The 17,941-nt window shown below is 63.6% G+C and carries 15 protein-coding genes; 11 read left to right on the forward strand and 4 right to left on the reverse strand.

Annotated features, from left to right (window positions below; genetic code table 11):
* Positions 1–15 precede the first annotated feature (15 nt).
* Complete coding sequence (locus QM685_RS16160) at positions 16–1,065, reverse strand: ABC transporter substrate-binding protein (protein WP_415117375.1); 1,050 nt, start codon at positions 1,063–1,065, stop codon at positions 16–18.
* Between the two features lie 271 nt (positions 1,066–1,336).
* Here QM685_RS16160 and QM685_RS16165 point away from each other — a divergent pair, with 271 nt between their 5' ends.
* On the forward strand, positions 1,337–2,749 hold the full coding sequence (locus tag QM685_RS16165; RefSeq protein WP_415117376.1) for an MmgE/PrpD family protein: 1,413 nt from the start codon (positions 1,337–1,339) through the stop codon (positions 2,747–2,749).
* 53 nt (positions 2,750–2,802) lie between these two features.
* Here QM685_RS16165 and QM685_RS16170 read toward each other — a convergent pair whose 3' ends face one another.
* A complete protein-coding gene (locus QM685_RS16170; RefSeq protein ID WP_415117377.1) occupies positions 2,803–3,555 on the reverse strand; it encodes an IclR family transcriptional regulator in 753 nt (250 codons plus the stop codon).
* A 170-nt stretch (positions 3,556–3,725) separates the two neighbouring features.
* On the opposite strand from QM685_RS16170, the gene QM685_RS16175 reads away from it, so the two are divergent.
* Together QM685_RS16175 and QM685_RS16180 are read left to right on the forward strand one after the other, a co-directional pair.
* The gene (locus tag QM685_RS16175; protein ID WP_415117378.1) at positions 3,726–4,565 is read left to right on the forward strand and encodes a TauD/TfdA dioxygenase family protein; all 840 of its coding nucleotides are present in this window, start codon (positions 3,726–3,728) and stop codon (positions 4,563–4,565) included.
* A 78-nt stretch (positions 4,566–4,643) separates the two neighbouring features.
* Positions 4,644–6,038 (forward strand): MFS transporter, encoded by a 1,395-nt coding sequence (locus tag QM685_RS16180; protein WP_415117379.1) that lies wholly within the window; start codon positions 4,644–4,646, stop codon positions 6,036–6,038.
* A gap of 86 nt (positions 6,039–6,124) precedes the next feature.
* On the opposite strand, the gene QM685_RS16185 is transcribed toward QM685_RS16180, so the two are convergent.
* Positions 6,125–7,135 carry a LysR substrate-binding domain-containing protein gene (locus QM685_RS16185; RefSeq protein ID WP_415117380.1) on the reverse strand — a complete coding sequence of 337 codons (1,011 nt, stop codon included), beginning with the start codon at positions 7,133–7,135 and terminating at the stop codon, positions 6,125–6,127.
* A gap of 144 nt (positions 7,136–7,279) precedes the next feature.
* Between QM685_RS16185 and QM685_RS16190 the strand changes: the two genes are divergently transcribed.
* From QM685_RS16190 to QM685_RS16200, 3 genes are all read left to right on the forward strand, one after another.
* Positions 7,280–9,124 (forward strand): thiamine pyrophosphate-dependent enzyme, encoded by a 1,845-nt coding sequence (locus QM685_RS16190; protein ID WP_415117381.1) that lies wholly within the window; start codon positions 7,280–7,282, stop codon positions 9,122–9,124.
* 82 nt (positions 9,125–9,206) lie between these two features.
* Entirely contained in the window at positions 9,207–10,385 is a 1,179-nt protein-coding gene (locus QM685_RS16195) for a porin (protein WP_415117382.1), read from the forward strand.
* A 113-nt stretch (positions 10,386–10,498) separates the two neighbouring features.
* Positions 10,499–11,869: an MFS transporter gene (locus tag QM685_RS16200; RefSeq protein WP_415117383.1), complete on the forward strand. Its 1,371-nt coding sequence runs from the start codon at positions 10,499–10,501 to the stop codon at positions 11,867–11,869.
* Positions 11,870–11,915: 46 nt separating this feature from the next.
* On the opposite strand, the gene QM685_RS16205 is transcribed toward QM685_RS16200, so the two are convergent.
* The gene (locus tag QM685_RS16205; protein ID WP_415117384.1) at positions 11,916–12,947 is read right to left on the reverse strand and encodes an isocitrate/isopropylmalate dehydrogenase family protein; all 1,032 of its coding nucleotides are present in this window, start codon (positions 12,945–12,947) and stop codon (positions 11,916–11,918) included.
* Positions 12,948–13,124: 177 nt separating this feature from the next.
* Here QM685_RS16205 and QM685_RS16210 point away from each other — a divergent pair, with 177 nt between their 5' ends.
* The 5 genes from QM685_RS16210 to QM685_RS16230 all read left to right on the forward strand — a co-directional run bounded on the left by QM685_RS16210 (position 13,125) and on the right by QM685_RS16230 (position 17,934).
* Entirely contained in the window at positions 13,125–14,081 is a 957-nt protein-coding gene (locus tag QM685_RS16210; RefSeq protein ID WP_415117385.1) for a LysR family transcriptional regulator, read from the forward strand.
* Between the two features lie 360 nt (positions 14,082–14,441).
* Entirely contained in the window at positions 14,442–15,017 is a 576-nt protein-coding gene (locus tag QM685_RS16215) for a hypothetical protein (protein ID WP_415117386.1), read from the forward strand.
* Between the two features lie 68 nt (positions 15,018–15,085).
* A complete protein-coding gene (locus QM685_RS16220) occupies positions 15,086–16,021 on the forward strand; it encodes an isocitrate lyase/PEP mutase family protein (protein ID WP_415117387.1) in 936 nt (311 codons plus the stop codon).
* A 26-nt stretch (positions 16,022–16,047) separates the two neighbouring features.
* Positions 16,048–16,938: an amidohydrolase family protein gene (locus QM685_RS16225; protein WP_415117388.1), complete on the forward strand. Its 891-nt coding sequence runs from the start codon at positions 16,048–16,050 to the stop codon at positions 16,936–16,938.
* Between the two features lie 42 nt (positions 16,939–16,980).
* Positions 16,981–17,934 (forward strand): isocitrate lyase/PEP mutase family protein, encoded by a 954-nt coding sequence (locus QM685_RS16230; protein ID WP_415117389.1) that lies wholly within the window; start codon positions 16,981–16,983, stop codon positions 17,932–17,934.
* Positions 17,935–17,941 lie beyond the last annotated feature (7 nt).

Genomic DNA, 17,941 nt, shown 5'->3' on the forward strand with positions numbered 1-17,941 from the left:
GGCCAGGGTCTCTTCTCAATGGATCCCGGTTGCTTTCTGCCAGAGCTCGATCAACTGCGTCTGCTGCTTGAGCGCCGCGTCGATATCGAGCGGCAGCACCTTCACCGTCGCGAGTTTCGGCATCCCCTGAGGCGGCGTGGAGCCGTTGCGCAACGCGTACTCGTTCGCCTTCTGGATGATCGTCTGTGCGTCGCTCATCATGAAATCGACGAACAGCTTCGCCGCAGCGGGATGCGGCGCGCCGGCGAGCACCGCGACCGAAAACGGCGTCGACACGGTGCCGGATTTCGGCACGATGAATTCGATCGGCGCGCCCTTCGCGACCGCGCCGCTGAAGTGGTTGTTGACTACATAGAACATCAGCGGCTTTTCGCCGGACAGCATTTTCGCCAGACCGGCCGGCGTGGTCGGCGTCAGTTCCGCACCCGACCTGACGAGCCCCTGGTAGATCGCGACGGTCCGCTGTTCGCCGAAGTTCTGGTACAGCGTGGCCAATAGCGAGAATGCCGCCGACGACGTACGCGGATCGTAAAACGTAATCTGGTTCTGCCACGCCTTGTCCGGATTGGCGAAATCCATCCAGTCCCGCGGCGGCTGCATGCCGTTCAGATAGGCCTTATTTGCGGCGATGCCGAGAATCAGCGTCTTCACGCGTTGAAAGTCTTTTCCGGGCGGCGCGGCGTCCGCGGGAAAGTTCTTCAGCTCCGGCGAATGATAGGGATCGAGCAATTGCTCGTTCTGCATCCGCGTGAAGACGTCTTCCAGCGAGAAGAACGCGTCCGCGGCCTGCTTGCCCGCCTTGCGCTCGGCGACATGGCGGTTGTAGATCTGCCAGCAGCCCGCCACGTAAGAACTCACCTTGATTTCCGGGTAGAGCTTCTTGAATGCTTCGAGGTATACCGGGGTTTGCGGCGGATCGCATCCGTACACCACGAGGGCGCCCTCTTTCTTCGCCGCGGCGACCAGCGCGGGATCGCTCGCGAACGCATCGCGCGATGCGGCCGGCAACAACGCGAACAGCAACGCCAGTACGCCGAGCCAGTTTCGCAGCGGGACTTCGAGCATGTCTGTCTCCAATCTTCCTATGTTATGTTGCGCGCCGCATCGAGAACGTCGCGTCATAGGTTTTCCTGAGCATCGCCGATATTCGCGGCATCCGGAATTCCGATGTGCTGAACGTCGATTTAAGCGCGCACGAAGATTCGGGTTATCGCGGATGCCGGCAATGGATTGCGCGAAAGATCCTGCTTGGCTTGTGGTGCGACGCGATCTATAACGTGAATCCTGTCGATCCACGCTTGCATGCGCCGCGACCCGGCGCACGATGGAGTTCACGATGACCAGCACCGCCGCCAGCACGTCCTCCGGCAGCCGCACGCTTTCGCAAACGCTCGCCGCCTTCGCGCATTCGCTCGAACCCGGCGACATACCCCGCCGCGTGCGCGTGCGCGCGAAGCATCTGATTCTCGACACGGTCGGCATCGCGCTGGCATCGCACCGCAACGAATTCACCGGCGTCATGCGGCGCGGCATCCGCGCGCTCGGCGAAAGCGGGACGAGTCCGGTGATCGGTTGCGGCGATACCCATACGGTGCGCAACGCGGTGCTGCTCAACGCGGCGCTGATGCACGGACTCGATTACGACGACACACATATGAAAGGCATCGTGCACGCCAGCGCGTTCTGCGCGCCGACGGCGCTGGGCGTCGCGCACGAAACCGGCGCAAGCGGACACGCCGCGCTCGCCGCCTATCTGGTGGGTATGGAAGTCGCCACGCGGCTCGGCGCGGCGGCGAAAGGCGGCTTTCATCGCGCCGGCTATCACCCGACCGGCGTGCTGTCGCATTTCGCGGCGGCGCTGATCGCGGGTCGCCTGTACGGACTCGACGCCGCGCAACTGGCCGCGGCGCAAGGCATTGCCGCGAGCACGGCGGCCGGCGTGCAGGTGTTTCTCGAGGAAGGCACATGGTCCAAGCGTTTGCATCCGGGCTGGGGCGGTGCGGCCGGCATCATGGCCGCGCGCCTCGCGCAGGCCGGTTTCGTCGCGCCGTCGCGCCCGTACGAAGGACGTTACGGACTATTCGATTCGCACCTGCAGCAACATGCGGGCGAAGTCGATTACGCGATGGCGAGCGCGGGACTCGGCGAGATCTGGGAAACGGAGCAGATGGCGATCAAGCCCTACCCTGTGTGCCACTTCCTGCATTCGATCGCGGAAGCCGGCGCCGATCTCGCGCGTGACACACGGATCGATCCGGAGCGGATCAGCCGGATTCGCGTGCTGCTGCCGGAACCGGTGATGCCGATCGTCACCGAACCGCTCGACGCGAAAAGGCAGCCGCGCACCAACTACGAAGCGAAATTCAGCGCGCAATACGTGGCGGCGGCTGCGCTCGTGCGCGGGCGGTTCGGACTGGCCGAGCTGGAACCCGACGCACTCGCCGACCAGCGCATCCTGGCGCTCGCGGCGCGCGTGGAATGCATGGCGGACCCGGACAGCGCGTTCCCCGCCTACTACTCGGGCGGGATGATCGTCGATACGGACGACGGGCGGCAACATCGCCGCTATTACCGCATCAACAAAGGCGCCGGCGAACGGGCGCTGAGCAATGAAGAAATCGTCGCGAAGTACTTCGACAATGCGTGCTGGAGCGTGAGTCGCGCACGCGCCGAACAGATACGCGACGCGGTGCTGGCACTCGACGAGTTGCCGGCCGGCGAACTGTGGGCGGTACTGCGCGCAAGCTGATACCCGCAACGAAATGCCGCAACGAAATGCCGCGACGGGATGCGCGGCGCGCGCTACGCCCGGTCCGCAATCTTTTTACAGTATTTGGCGACCGCCCGCCCGATCGACATTTCGTTGCCCTTCACCCGCCGCGTCGGCGCGCCGACGACGATCGCATACGCCTCGCCGTTGATCCACACGTAGTGCCCGACCGACGCGACTTCCGACTGATATCCGCCGATCGACACGAACCAGCCGCGCGCCTTGCCCTGCTCGATCATCCGCTTGTAGCGTGTCTTGCTGGTCACCGTATCCGGCGCGTATTGCTCGAACCGAAGCTCTTCGATCAACGCGTCGCGTGCGGCGTCGTCCATTGCGCCGAGCAGCGCCTGTCCCGCCGCGCCGATGTGAAGCGGCCGCTTTTCGCCGACCGTGGCCGCATAGCGCAGCGTTTGACCGGATTGCACGACTTCGAGGTAATGCGACTGATGGCCGACGCGCGTCGCAAGAAACACCGTCTCGCCGGTTTCGTTGCAGAGCTCCTGCAACACCGGCCGCACGTGCGACAACAGCGGATCGTTATCGATGATGATGCGCGCTTCGTCGAAGATCCGGCGCGTGGGGTAGTAGTCCGCCGAATCGTGCACGCGATACAGGTAGCCGTTCGATTCGAGCGTTTTCAGCAACGCGAGACAACTCGACTTCGGAAACTCGAGACGCTTGCTGATCAACGCGAGCGGCACTGCCTGCCGAAGCTCCGCGAACAACTGGAAAATCTCGACCACGCGCCGCGCGCTTTTGACGTCCGGATCGTTCGCAACCGCCATTGCGCCCCCGAAAAAAGCCTAAGGAAAACCCGCATTCGCGCAAATACGGACGGCACACGTGCTTGCGCGGCGTGTGCGCATCACCTATTCTGAGTTCATGGATAAGAATAGTCGTTCATGTATATGAACGCAAGCAGTTTTCCGTCACGCCTGCCGCGGAGGAAACTCGCATGGCATCGAGCATCATCGTCAGGCCGCTCGCCGGTTCACTGGGCGCCGAAATATTCGGCGTCAACCTGTCAACGGAACTGGATCCGGACACGGTCGCGCAGATCCGGCGCGCGTATCACGAATACCTCGTGATCTTCTTCCGCGACCAGGATGCATCCGACCACGACCTCGCGCGTTTCGCCCGCTATTTCGGAGAGCTGGCGGTATTGCCGCCGCACCGGCAGCATCCGGGCTCGTTGCCGGAACTGCTGATCATCGACAAGAAGCCGGAAGACGCACTCGTCTTCGGCTGGGAATGGCATTCGGACACCACGCACCTGGAAATTCCGCCGCTCGGCTCGGTGCTCGCGGCGCGCATCCTGCCGCCGGTCGGCGGCGACACGCTGTTCGCCAATCAGTACATGGCTTACGACACGTTGTCCGAAGGGATGAAGGCGATGCTCGGCGGGTTGCGCGCGGTGCATGCGAACGGCCACATTCTCGCTTCGCTCGAGGCCGAGGACGTGCTCGCGCAGGGTGCGGGCTACGGCAGTCACACGACGATGTCCGCGGTGCACCCGGTCGTCAGAACGCATCCCGACACCGGCAAAAAGGCGCTTTTCGTCAATTCGCTGCACACGGAACGCTTCGAGAATATGACGGTGCCCGAAAGCACGCCGCTCCTGCGCTTCCTGTTCGAACACTCGACGCGCCCCGAATTCACCTGCCGCTTCCGCTGGGCGCCGGGATCGATCGCGTTCTGGGACAACCGCTGCTGCCAGCATCTCGCGCTCGACGACTATCCGGGCCAGCGGCGCCTGATGCATCGCGTGCAGATACGCGGCACGCGGCCGGTTTGAGCGGCGCTGAAGCGGCGACACATCGCACGACAACAACCGGGCACGGCACCGGGACGGGCATCACTGGAGGAAGACACCATGTCGATCGCGGAGGCAACTATCGAGCGGATGCCCGTCGGCGCGGCGCACCGCCGGATGTTCTGGCTGCTCGGCGCGGGCATGCTGATCGACGCGTTCGAGCTGTTCATGCAGGCCGGCGTCGTCGCGTCGATGGTGCACACGAACTTCACCGGCACGCGCGGCGTCGCGCAGTTCATCTTCGCGACGTTCCTCGGGCTCGCGATCGGCTCGGTGATGAGCGGCACGCTCGCCGATCGTTTCGGACGCAAATCGCTGTACCAGTTCAACCTGCTGCTCTTCAGTCTCGCGACGCTGGCGACCGCCGCGGCGCCGTCGTTCACACCGGTCGTACTGTTGCGCTTCATCGCCGGAATCGGGCTCGGCGGCGAGCTGGTGGTCGGCTACGCGATCATGGCGGAAATGACGCCCGCGTATTGCCGCGGACGCTGGGGCGTCACGCTCGGGCTGCTGGTGAATTGCGCGCAACCGCTCTCGGCATTCGTCGGCGCATGGTTTCTGCCGATGGTCGGCTGGCGCGCGATGTTCGTGGTGGGCGCGGTGCCGGCACTCATCGTCTGGTATCTGCGCCGCGCGCTGCCCGAATCGCCGCGCTGGCTCGAACGCCAGGGGCGCACCACGGAAATGCACGAAGTACTCGACGCGCTGTGGCTCGAAAATACCGGCGACGCGCAGGCGCCGCGCATCGCGCCGACCGCTTCCGCGCCGCTGCGCGACGAGTTGCCGTGGACCGCGTTATTTGGCCGCCGGCGGCTGGGACGCACGTTGTTCTGCTTTGCGATCGTCTCGCTGATCCTCGCCAGCCAGTACGGCTTTATCGCGTGGGTACCGACGCTGCTGCTGCATCGCGGCCAGTCGATCGTCCATTCGCTCACCTACTCCGCCGTGATGGCAATGGGCGCGCCGATCGGCATGCTGCTGCCGATCTTTTTCGTCGACCGCCTCGGACGCCGGACCGTGGTGGCCGCCGCGTCGTTTCTCGCCGCCGCGGTCGGCATCGGCTACGCGTTCGCACTCGACGCACCTGCCTGGGTGCTCGTCTCGACCGGCTTTCTCGAAGTGCTGTTCATCCAGATCACCGCGAATACCGTGCTCGCCGTCTATCTGCCGGAGCTTTTTCCGACCGATATTCGCGGCACCGGCTTCGGCGCATCGACGGCCGTGGGCCGCGTGTCGGCCGCGATCATGCCGTACTTCGTATTGTTCGTGCTGAATGGCTTTGGATCGTTTGCGGTATTCGTGATGCTCGCGTGCGTGCTGCTGACCTTGTGTCTGCTGGTGCTCGCGATCGGACCGGAAACACGGCGTAAAACGCTGGAAGACGTCGAGCGGGAAATCCTCGCGGGGATGGAGCTGCGCGCGGATCACAAGCATGCCAAATCGCCTGCGTCCTGATGAGGTGAGAATCCCGGCGAGCTGAAGATACGGAGAAGGACGGCGCGGGTTCCGGCGCGCGGCTTTTACCGGGCCGCGATGGACCGCTATCGCATATGCGTGATGCGGCGAAACAGATCGGCGTCTTCACTGTTGTGCCGGGTCACGCGCGCATGATCCATTGCCGGATCGAGCAGCGTGATGCCGGACCACTCACCCTGCGTGGACAGTTCGTGAATCAGATCGACGATGGTCTGACACACGGCGGACGTCGCGGAATTCATCGGCGTCGCGCTGGACCAGCAGACGCTCGCGGGACGCTGCAATTCCGGGTTGACGATCCGGCGCACCTTCGGGCGTCGCGACGGATCACGTTGCGCGAGTGCCGACACCGGCAGGATCGTGCACGCGGCGCCCGATTGCGCGATGGAGATCAGCGTGGGCAACGAATCGATATCGGCGACGATGTTGAGCTCGACGTTCTCGCGCGCGAACACTCTCTCCAGCAGCAGGCGCAGGCCGTTGGACAGGCCGGGCGCGACGATTCTCACCCCACCGAGTTGCGCAAGCGTGCAGGTTGGCGCGAGCGGATCGACGGTGCCGCCCGGCTCGCCGAATACATAGAGCCGCTCTTCGAGTACCGGTAGCGCGGTGACACCCAGCGTATCCGAGTCCCGGAACAGAATCGCGAGATCGATGCGCTGATTGGCGAGCAATTCGCTGATAAAGCCGCTCATGCTTTCAAAGAACTGTAACCGGATGCGCGGATAACGTTCCTGAATGCGCGCGAAAAGCGGTACTGCCAGAATCGACGCCATCGTGGTCGGCAAACCCACCGCGACGGTCCCGCTCTCCGCGATACCGCCCTCCTTCACTTCCTGACGCAATTCTTCCATTTGCCGCAATACGAGCCGGCTATGACGGTATAGCGATTGTCCCGCGGCGGTCGGTGCCACGCCTTGCCGGCTTCTGATCAACAGTTTCGTGTCGAGTTCGTCTTCGAGGCGGCTCATCTGCTGGCTCAGCGAAGGCTGCGCGACATAGAGCTTTTCGGCCGCTTTTCCCATGCTGCCGCAGTCGACGATCGAAACGAAATATCTGAGCTGACGCGTGTCCATGAGTCGAGATCCCGGGCCTGACGGTCAGAGGTTATGCCTATGACGGACTCATTCAATTGGTATTTCCACGCAACTCACACATCTTCTACAGTCTTTCAATTGGCATCACTCAAAAGCGCGCAAATACGTTTGCGCCGACAGGACATGGAGACACTGATTCGCGAGGAAAAGCACGTCAATTGCGGCATAGCTGATATGCCGGCGATCCCGTTGATGCTGCACGGCAATCAAAACAACAATGCACGCATTTCCTCTTTTGCCGGCTCCATTTCACGACTCATGAATCTGGCCACGAATTCGGCGCGTGATGCCGCGCTTAATGCCGCGTTTAATCCCGGTAAAGCCAGCACGTCATCCCATGCATTGCTCTCGGTACTCGCCGCCAATGGCGTGGACCGCGTTTTTCTCGTGCCGGGTGAAAGTTATCTGGGGATTCTCGATGCGCTCGCGGACTTTCCGCGGATCGACGTCGTGACGTGCCGCCACGAAGCCGGCGCCGGTTTCATGGCCTGCGCGGATGGACGGTTGACACGCCGTCCGGGTGTCGTGATGGTGAGCCGCGGGCCCGGCGCAACCAACGCGTCGATTGCGCTGCACACCGCGCAACAGGACGGCATTCCGCTGCTGCTGATCGTCGGACAAATCGCCACGGCGAATTTGCGCAAGGAAGCGTTTCAGGAAATCGACTATCAGCACATGGTTGGATCGATTGCGAAATGGGTCGTGGAAGTAACCGAGCCGGAACAACTGGCGCCGGCAACCTTCAAGGCGCTGCGTATCGCGATGTCCGGCACGCCCGGCGCCGTCGTTCTGGTCGTACCGGAAGACATCCAGCAGCAGAGCGTCGAGGTGAACGCGTGGCAGGTGCCGCCCGCGATCGCAACGTTGCCTGGCGCGCAAACGCTGCGGCGCATCGCGCGTTTGCTCGACCAGTCGCAGCGTCCGCTGATCATCGCGGGCGGCGGGTTCGATGCGCCGGACGGACGCGCGTCGCTGCTGCGGCTCGCGCAAACCTACGACGTACCCGTCGCGGTATCGTTTCGCCGTCAGGATATTTTTCCGAACCGGCATCCGCTTTACGCCGGCGAGCTTGGGCTCGCCAATCCGCCGGAGCAGATCGAGGCCTTCGAATCGAGCGATCTGGTCGTCGCGATCGGCACCCGTCTCGGCGATATTACGACGCAGGGCTATCGTTTCCCGAAACCGCCGCGCGCATCGCAAACACTCGTGCATTGCCACGCGGATGGGCACGCGGTCGGGCTTCATGTCGCGCCGGATATCGGCGTCGTGTGCGATCCGGTTGCGCTGGCCGACGCGCTGGCCAGCCTCGGCGGCTCGACGGTGCGCTCCCGGCCCTGGTCGGCGCATTTGCGCAACATCGCGCAGCGGATCGCGCAATGGCCGCCGCGCGCAGCAGACGAGCACCACGCCCGTGACGACGACATTCGCCACGCGGTGCAATTTGCCGACGTGATCCGTTCACTAGAAAAGCACGCGCCCGCCGATGCCGTCGTCTGCGTCGACGCGGGCACGTTCGCGGCCCCCGTGTACCGCCACTTTTCTTTTTGCCCTCCCCAACGTCTGATGGCGCCGTTGTCCGGTGCGATGGGTTACGGCACGCCCGTCGCGGTAGCCACGCAACTGCGCCTGCCGGGCCGGAAGACGATCTGTCTGGTCGGTGACGGCGGCTTCGCGATGACCGGCAACGAAATGATCGCCGCGGTCGCGCGGCGCCTGCCGATTCTCTTCATCGTTTCGAACAACGACTGCTACGGATCGATTCGCCTCCACCAGCAGCGCGCCTATCCGGGGCGGCATGTCGGCACGTCGCTCGTCAATCCGGATTTCGTCACGCTGGCCCGCGCATTCGGTATCGAAGCCGAACGCATCGACGCGTCCACCGATATCGACGCCGCGATCGAACGCGGCCTCGCCGCGCGGCAGCCCTATTTCATCGAAGTCCTGTCGCGCATCGAAGCCGCGCGATGACCGACAGGCGCGTCGCCATCGGCGCTCACTCAGGAGCCGGACTACCCCCTGGTACGAATACACAGACGCAAGGAGACACAACATGAAAAGGACATCGACCGCCGGCGTGCTGGCTTTGCTGGCTACCGCCGCGTCACCCGTTTTCGCGCAATCGAGCCTCACGCTGTACGGCATGATCGACGAAGGCCCCGAATACAACAGCAACGCCGGCGGCAAGCAGTTGTACAACCTGACCACGGCGGCACAGGGCGGCAGCCGTTGGGGCTTGCGCGGAACGGAAGATCTGGGCGGCGGCACGAGCGCGATCTTCAGACTGGAAAACGGCTTCGATCTCGGCACCGGCAAGCTCGGCCAGGGTGGCCTGTTGTTCGGCCGGCAAGCGTACGCCGGTTTGTCATCCAGAAGCCTCGGCACGGTCACGCTCGGGCGGCAATACGATTCGGTGGTCGACTATATCGGCCCGCTGACGGTCGGCGATCAATGGGGCGGCACGATCGGCTCGCACCCCGGCGATCTCGACAACTTCGACAACACGCAGCGCACCAACAATTCGGTCAAGTACGCGAGCGTGAACTACGACGGCATCACGTTCGGCGGCCTGTACAGTTTTGGCGGCATGGCGGGCAACGTCACGCGCAACCAGGTGTGGTCGCTCGGCGCCGGCTATACGAACGGCCCGCTGGTGCTCGGTGCCGCTTATCTGAACGTGCGCAACCCCAACGTCAGCTTCTTCGGCAACAGCACGAGCGGCACCGCGACGCCGGCCGCCAACTCGATCACGAGCCCGGTCTACAGCGGCTACGCGTCCGCTAATACGTATCAGGTGATCGGCGCGGGCGCCAATTACACGATCGGCGCCGCCACGCTCGGCGCGACCTATTCGAACATCAGGTTCATCGGGCTCGGCAACACCGCGCAAAGCGGTCCCAATCCGCGCGGGCTCACCGGCAACGTGAGCTTCAACAACGTCGAAGTCAGCCTCAAGTACCAGTTGCTCGCGAGTCTGCTGTTCGGCCTCGAATACAACTACACGCGCGGCAATTCGGTGAACGGTGAAGACGCCGCGCAATATCACCAGGGCACGGTCGGCCTCGACTACTTCCTGTCGAAGCGAACCGATGTCTATCTGGTCGGCGTCTATCAACATGCATTGGGCGTGGACTCGACCGGCAAACCGGCGGTCGCCGCGATCAACCAGGTGACGCCGTCGGCGAGCAACAACCAGACGGTGGTGTCGCTCGGCTTTCGCCACAAGTTCTGACGCTCACCGCGCATCCGGTGCGAGCCGTGGACTCTCTCCGATTTTCTCCGCCTGGGCGCGCGACAGATGCGCGGGATGAACGCGCGCGCTCCCGACGGACACAAGGAAACACCATGACAACCAACCTGCACATTCCGATCGCGGCGCGAATCGAGCGCCTGCCCGTTTCGAAATATCTGCTGTGGTCGATCCTGCTGATTTCGCTCGGCACGTTCTGGGACTCGTACATGCTGTTTTCAGTCGGGCCCATTTCGGCGCATTTCTTCGCCTATCTCGGGCAACCGCATTTCGCTACCGCATTGCCGCTTGCGCTTTTCTTCGGCACGTTTGTCGGCGCGGTCGGCCTGAGCACGGTGGCCGACCGGATCGGCCGGCGCGGCGCGTTCACGCTCGACCTGTGCGTTCTCGCGACCGGCGCGTTGATCGCCGCGTTCTCGCCGAATGCGACGGTCTTGCTGATCGCGCTGTTTATCGCCGGCCTCGGCACCGGCGCGGAACTGCCGCTATCGACGACCTACGTGCAGGAGCTGTCGCCCGCGCGGGTACGCGGCAAGATGTCGAGCTTTGCATTGACGATCGGCTTTTGCGGCGGCACGGTGGGTGGCTTCGCGTCGATGCTGCTGGTGCCGTTGAACGACCTGCCGCTGCCGGGATTCCGTATCGCGCTGCTGCTCGCGGCAGTGGGCGGATTTTCATCGCTGCTGCTGCGGCTCGGCTTACCCGAATCGCCGCGCTGGCTCGAGCGCGTGGGCCGAAGCGACGAAGCCGACGACGTGATGAACAGGATCGAGCGCCGCGTGATGAAAGAGAAGCATCTCGTGATGCTGCCGCCGCCACCCAGAACGGAATATCAACGCGAAAGCGGCGTGTCGCCGGTCAGTCTGCTGCTCTCGCGCGCCTATCTTCGCCGCACGATGAGCGCGTGGGGCATCGAACTGCTGCAAGGATTCGGTGCATACGGCTTCGCGACGTTCGTGCCGTTCTTCCTCTATTCACGCGGTTATTCGATCGTGCACGCACTCACCTACACGGCCATGATCCAGGTCGCGTACCCGGTCGGCAGCCTTGTTTCGATCTACATCACGGAAAAAATCCAGCGCAAATGGGGGATGGCGTTCGCGTACGTGCTGAACATGATATTCGGACTCGGCTTTCTGCTCGCGAACACGACCTTCCTGATCGTGCTGTTCGGCTTTCTGACCGAGGCGATGATCTTTATCAACGGACCGCTGCTGCACACGTACGAAGCCGAAATCTATCCGACCGGCATCCGGGCGCGTGGCGCCGGTATCAGCTTCGCGTTGAGCCGGCTCGGCGGCTTTTTCGCGCCGCTCGTCGCGGCGCTGCTGCTCGGCCTCGGCGCGGGCCATGCGTGGCTGATCGCGATCGGCGCGGCCGCGTGGTTTGCGTGCGCGCTGGTGGCCGCGATCGTCGCCGTCGATACGACCAACATCAGTCTGGAAGATCTCGAGGTCAAGCATTGAAACGCCGCCGGCTGCCGGCCGGCTGCGCCGCGCGACGGCGAAGCGTTCAGCCAAGCCGCGCTACCAGCGCGTCCGTGAACGTAGCCGTCGACGCATGTCCACCGAGATCCGGCGTGCGCACGTTGTCGTCGTTGAGTGTTTGCCGGATCGCGCGCTCGAGTTGCCGCGCGAGTTCGCCCGCGCCGACATGTTCGAGCATCAGCCCCGCGGCCAGCATCTGCGACACCGGATTGGCGATGCCGCGCCCGGCGATGTCCGGTGCCGATCCGTGTACCGCCTCGAAGATCGCCGCGTCGGCACCGAGATTCGCGCCGGGCGCGAGACCGAGCCCGCCGACCAGCCCGGCCAGTTCGTCCGAGAGAATATCGCCGAACAGATTCGTGCACAGCAGCATGTCGAATTGCCACGGATTCAGTACGAGTTGCATCGCGCATGCATCGACGATGCGATCGTCGATCGCGACCTTGCCTTCGTAATCGCGCGCGACTTCATGCGCCGTCTCCAGAAAAATACCGGTCAACGCCTTGAGCACATTGGCCTTGTGAACCACCGTGATCTTTTTCCGTCCGTTCCTGACCGCGTAATCGAATGCGTAACGGGCGATACGCCGGCACCCTTCGCGCGTGTTCATACCTGTCAGCACGGCCACGCCATGCGGATCGTCGCCAAGCGGAATGTAATGTTCATGCGCGACATAGAGACCGCCGAGGTTCTCGCGCACGAGCACGATATCGATGTTCTCGTAGCGGCCCGGCACGATCGTGTGGACCGGACGCAAGTTGGCGTACAGCGCGAATGCCTCGCGCAGCCTCACATTGGCGGAGCGGAATCCGCCGCCTATGGGTGTCGTCAACGGACCTTTCAGCGCGAGATGCGTGTTGCGAATGCTGGCGAGCGTCGTCTGCGGCAATGCGTCGCCGCAGCGTTCGATGCCCGTCATGCCTGCGTGCTGAATGTCCCATGCGAACGGCGCGCCCAATGCGTCGAGCACCTTGAGCGTTGCGGCGGTCACCTCCGGGCCGATGCCGTCGCCGGGTATCAGCGTCGCGGGAATCGGGAATGCTCGGTGCGCGCTCATCGATAGCTCCTTGCGTGCGGGCCGGGAATGGCAACATCACGGCAACATCAGTCATGACCTGTCGCGACGAATACCGCTGGATGCGCTGAATGGAGCACCATTATCAAAAGTTCTCGCGCGCATCACAATGGATCTGTCCGGCATAGCAGCTATGCCGGGAAAAGCGGGAGTGGCGCAATGGATCTGAGACGACTCGAATTGCTGATGCAGGTATCGTCATTCGGCAGTTTTTCGAAAGCGGCCACGGTACTCGGCATCGCGCAGCCCGCACTGGGCCGGCAGATCCAGAAACTCGAGGAGGAATGCGGGCTGCGCCTGCTCTATCGTCACGGACGCGGCATCTCGCTGACACCCGAGGGTCTTGCGCTGATCGAACGCGCGGGTCCTCTGGTGCGTCAGCTCACTGCGATTCCCGCCGATCTGCAAGCCGAACGCGACTCGCCGCACGGCATCGTCACCCTGGGTCTGACGCCGACGGTGTGCAATCTGATCGGCCTGGAGCTGATTGCCGGGCTGCGCAAGACGCACCCCAATCTGCAGTTGAACGTCGTGTCGGGATATAGCGGCTATGTACACGAATGGCTGATCGACGGGCGCCTCGATATGGCGATCCTGCACGATGCGCGCCGTTCATCCACCATTGCCGTCGATCCGCTGGCGGTCGCCGAGCTGTTTCTCGTCACTCCGGCTGCCGCGCCCCAATTCGCGGGGCCGGGCGAAGCGGCGTTGTCCAGCGGCTTGTGCAACGGGTCGTCCAGTCTCGCGCGCGTGCCACTGGTTTTACCGACACGCAATCACGGTCTGCGCCGGACGCTCGAATCCGCGGCAAGCAGGGAGGGACTGACGCTCGACGTGCAGTATGAAGTCGACACACTCGACCTGCTCAAGGAGATCGTGGTCGCCGGGCTCGCCTGTACGGTGCTCGCGAGACCCGCGATACTCGATGAGCTGGCCGCGGGCACGCTGCGCGCGCATGCGCTGACGGAGCCGCGTCTTGCCACGCGGCTGATGCTGGCCACCGCGGTTCATCGTCCTGTCACGCACGGCATTCGTGTCGTCGACATGCAGATCCGGACACTGCTCGCAAAGTTTATCGAGCAGCACGATCAATATGGTCTCGCGCTGCCGCAATAGTGCCGAAGCATCATAGGATTCACCTATGTCCATCTCATCGTTTTGATATTTCCGCGCCGCGCGGGCTTGCTCTATATTGAATGCTGCACCGCGCTGCAGGAGAGCGCGCATGACCGGACAAAACCCCGTAGACCGAGCCCCATGAACGCAGATCCAGCGCATCTCACGCGCACCGCGATTTCTACTTTACGTCTGCATTTCATTCACGCACTTCATTTCCGCCAATGTTCTCTTCACGCGGAAAGTACTGTCTCTGCCTCGCGGCACACGGTCAAGCACCCGGTCAACCGCGCTCGCGTCTGGCACGAATCAACTTGAGCCAAACCAGCAGCCAATCGGAATCCAACCGAAGAGGACGCCATGGAACAGACTACAAGCCCGTCAAAAGAGCCGATCGACGTGATGGCAATGTTTCCGCAGGTCGCCGATATCGGCGATGCGACGCTGCGTGAAGCCGTCATTTCCACCTGGGAAACGCTCTGGGACATGAGCCCGTGGAAGCGCATCGCGGAAGTGCCGACGTCGACCGAAATTCCCTATCCGACGTTGCCGCACAACCAGTGCGTGCTCGAAATGGCGATCGCGGTGGCCGATCTGTTCGAGCGTCATCATGGCCTGAAGGTGAATCGCGATTATCTGATTGCGGCAGCCGTGCTACAGGATGCGAGCAAGGTCGTCGAGTTCGCGCCCAATGCGGAAGGCAAGGTCGTCGCAACCGATATCGGCAGGCAGTATCCGCATGCCTTCTGGGCCGCGCATCTGGCGCTGCGCAACGGCATTCCTGACGAAGTCGTGCACGTGCTGCTCACGCACTCGCCTCAGGCGCCGAAGTTCCCCGCCACGCTGGAAGGCAAGATTCTCTATTACGTCGACCAGATGGACGTGATAGGCATTCACAAGGACCGCTGGCGCAAGGAACTGTTCATCACGAAGTGACGCGTCCCGCGCAAACGCGAATATCAGCACCCGAAGCGGTTGCCGGTTCGTACTTCCTGGAGGATTCGATGAGCAAGAGAAAGCAGTTGCGTGAATTGATCAGCGCGCCGGACATACTCGTGATGCCCGGCGTATTCGACGGCTACAGCACGAGACTGCTCGGTGCGTCCGGATTCGCCGCGGGCTTCGTAACCGGGGCCGGCGTAAGTGAGGCGAGTCTCGGCTGGGCCGACCAGGGGATCATGGGACTCGAGGAAAACCTGCGTGTGACGCGCGCGCTCGCGGCGTGCGCGGACGTGCCGCTGATCGCGGACGCCGACACCGGTTACGGCAACGCGGTCAACGTGCATTTCACGGTTCGCGCCTTCGAGAACGCGGGCCTCGCCGGTGTGATGATCGAGGACCAGGTGTGGCCGAAGCGCTGCGGCCATATGAAAGGCAAGCAGGTGATCTCCGCCGAGGAAGGCATGGAAAAAATCCGCGCCGCCGCGGAAGCGCGGGTCGATCCGGACCTGCTCGTCATGTCGCGCACCGACTCGCTCGCCACGCATGGCATCGCGGAAGTCATCAAACGCCTGAACATGTATGCGGAAGCCGGCGCGGACCTGCTGTTCGCCGATGCGCTGCTCGCCACCGATCACATTACGATGGTCGTCAGAAACGTTTCCAGACCGGTGTGCGTGAACATGGGTTTCGGCATTCGTCAGCGCTCCACCACGCCCTTGATCTCCGCGCGGCAACTGCAGGAGCTGGGCGTCGCCGTCGTGGTCTATCCCCGCCTGCTGACGGCAGCCGCCATTCAGGGCATGAAGAATGCGATCGCGACGTTGAAGGAATCGGTTGCCAGCGGCAACGTGATAGAGCGTCCGGATCTCGTCGTCTCGTTCGAGGAACTCAACGAGCTCGTGGGGATCGACGAACTCGAACGCATCGAACAGCGTTATCTGACGCCCGAGCAATACCAGCAGAAATACGAAGGCGCCAGTTATGAAAAGCGGCCATGATGGCGGGCCCCGTCGCGGAGCATGACATGACCGGGCCCACGGAAGATCACCGCGCCGCCGGCGGCGGCGAACCGCCGCTCTGCCAGACGCCGGATGCGTCGCCGGTCGCGCTGTCTTTTACGTTGCCGGCCGGCGCCTGCGATTGCCACGCGCATATCTACGGGCCACCCGAGCGCTATCCGTATCGCGCGGGGCGACGCTACACGCCCGCGCCGGTCGGCCTCGCCGAATATCGCGCGGTGCTCGCTACGCCTGGCGTCAAACGCGCGGTGATCGTGCAGCCGACCATCTATCACGACAACCAGATCACGCTCGACGCGCTCGATGCGGCGTCGGGCACCTGGCGCGGCATCGCGCAACTGAAACCGGACGTGAGCGACGCGGAACTGCGACGGCTCGACGCCGCCGGCTTTCGCGGCGTGCGCATGCACACGCGCACGGGGCTCGATGATCTCGAGGCGATGGCGGGCCGCGTCGCGCCGTTCGGATGGCACGTGCAATTGCATCTCGACGCGCGCGATCTGCCGGACATCGGCGCGCGCCTCGCGCATTTGCCGGTGCCCGTCGTGATCGATCATTTCGCGCGCGTCGTGGTCCGGCAAGGCATCGATCAGCCGGGCTTCAGTGCGCTATTGACGCTGCTGGAAAGCGGCCGCTGCTGGGTCAAGCTATCTGCGCCGTTCCGGCTCGGCGACGAGGTGTCGCCGTATGCCGGCGTGCTGCCGTTCGCGAGAGCGCTGGTCGCGGCGCGGCCCGACCGGCTGGTCTGGGGCAGCGACTGGCCGCACTCGTCGTATCACGGCGCGATGCCGAACATGGGCGTGCTGCTCGGCCTCGTCGGCGAGTGGGCGCCCGACCCCGGCACCCGCGACATGATTCTCGTCGGCAATCCCGCGCGGCTATATGGCTTCGAATAGATGTCGGGCCGCCGCGCGTTTTCATGAGTGGGAGAGTGTCATATGAGCAGCACCAGAATCCAGCAGATGCGAGCGCTGATGAATGCCCCGGGAATCATCGTTTCTCCCGGCGTGTACGACGGCTACAGCGCGAGAGTGATCGAAAAGATGGGCTTCAAGGCCGCGTCGACGACCGGCGCCGGACTGGCGAACTCGCGTCTGAGCCAGCCCGACATCGGCATCATGACGCTCACTGAAAATGTCGACGCATGCCACTGGCTCGCGCGCTCCGTGTCGCTGCCGCTGATGGCCGACGCGGACACCGGCTACGGCAATCCGGTGTCGGTGTATCACGCGGTCCAACTGTTCGAGGAAGCCGGCGTGGTCGGCGTGAATATCGAGGATCAGGTCAGCCCGAAGCGTTGCGGCCATATGCGCGGCAAGGAAGTGATCGACGCGCGGGAAATGGCCAAAAAAATCGAGGCGGCGGTCAAGGCGAAATCCGATCCCGGCTTCGTGATCAATGCGCGCACGGACGCGATCGCGGTGGAGGGCATCGATGCCGCAATCGAGCGCGCGAAGCTGTATGTCGAGGCCGGCGCGGACATGGTCTACCCGGATGCGATTGCGTCGGAGGAACAGATCAGGCGATTCGTCGACGCCGTCGAGGCGCCGGTCAGCATCAACATGGGCTTCGGCATCCGCACGCGCCCCACCACGCCGCTGATTCCGGTGCTGCGGCTACAGGAGCTCGGCGTGAAGCGCGTGACCGTCGCGCGGATGCTGCCGGCCGCCGCGATCATGGGCATGCGGCGCGCGCTCGAACTGTTTCGCGATGCCGCGCAGACCGGCACCGTGCACAACCGGCCGGACCTGCTGGTCGGCATCGAGGACATCACGGACCTGATGGGCTATCCGATGATCGACCGGCTCGAAACGGAATTTCTGCTGCCGGAGGACATCGAGCGGAAATATGGCGCGAATGCGGCGGGTTATGTCGTGAAGGAAAAGCATTGATGCGGTT

It is taken from the genome of Paraburkholderia sp., assembly GCF_047605525.1.
Classification (GTDB): Bacteria; Pseudomonadota; Gammaproteobacteria; order Burkholderiales; family Burkholderiaceae; genus Paraburkholderia.

Excerpts from the sequence above, each read along its gene's own strand:
- QM685_RS16160 (WP_415117375.1), bottom strand. The coding sequence starts at position 1,065 with ATGCTCGAAGTCCCGCTGCGAAACTGGCTCGGCGTACTGGCGTTGCTG.
- QM685_RS16165 (WP_415117376.1), top strand. The coding sequence starts at position 1,337 with ATGACCAGCACCGCCGCCAGCACGTCCTCCGGCAGCCGCACGCTTTCG.
- QM685_RS16170 (WP_415117377.1), bottom strand. The coding sequence starts at position 3,555 with ATGGCGGTTGCGAACGATCCGGACGTCAAAAGCGCGCGGCGCGTGGTC.
- QM685_RS16175 (WP_415117378.1), top strand. The coding sequence starts at position 3,726 with ATGGCATCGAGCATCATCGTCAGGCCGCTCGCCGGTTCACTGGGCGCC.
- QM685_RS16180 (WP_415117379.1), top strand. The coding sequence starts at position 4,644 with ATGTCGATCGCGGAGGCAACTATCGAGCGGATGCCCGTCGGCGCGGCG.
- QM685_RS16185 (WP_415117380.1), bottom strand. The coding sequence starts at position 7,135 with ATGGACACGCGTCAGCTCAGATATTTCGTTTCGATCGTCGACTGCGGC.
- QM685_RS16190 (WP_415117381.1), top strand. The coding sequence starts at position 7,280 with ATGGAGACACTGATTCGCGAGGAAAAGCACGTCAATTGCGGCATAGCT.
- QM685_RS16195 (WP_415117382.1), top strand. The coding sequence starts at position 9,207 with ATGAAAAGGACATCGACCGCCGGCGTGCTGGCTTTGCTGGCTACCGCC.
- QM685_RS16200 (WP_415117383.1), top strand. The coding sequence starts at position 10,499 with ATGACAACCAACCTGCACATTCCGATCGCGGCGCGAATCGAGCGCCTG.
- QM685_RS16205 (WP_415117384.1), bottom strand. The coding sequence starts at position 12,947 with ATGAGCGCGCACCGAGCATTCCCGATTCCCGCGACGCTGATACCCGGC.
- QM685_RS16210 (WP_415117385.1), top strand. The coding sequence starts at position 13,125 with ATGGATCTGAGACGACTCGAATTGCTGATGCAGGTATCGTCATTCGGC.
- QM685_RS16215 (WP_415117386.1), top strand. The coding sequence starts at position 14,442 with ATGGAACAGACTACAAGCCCGTCAAAAGAGCCGATCGACGTGATGGCA.
- QM685_RS16220 (WP_415117387.1), top strand. The coding sequence starts at position 15,086 with ATGAGCAAGAGAAAGCAGTTGCGTGAATTGATCAGCGCGCCGGACATA.
- QM685_RS16225 (WP_415117388.1), top strand. The coding sequence starts at position 16,048 with ATGACCGGGCCCACGGAAGATCACCGCGCCGCCGGCGGCGGCGAACCG.
- QM685_RS16230 (WP_415117389.1), top strand. The coding sequence starts at position 16,981 with ATGAGCAGCACCAGAATCCAGCAGATGCGAGCGCTGATGAATGCCCCG.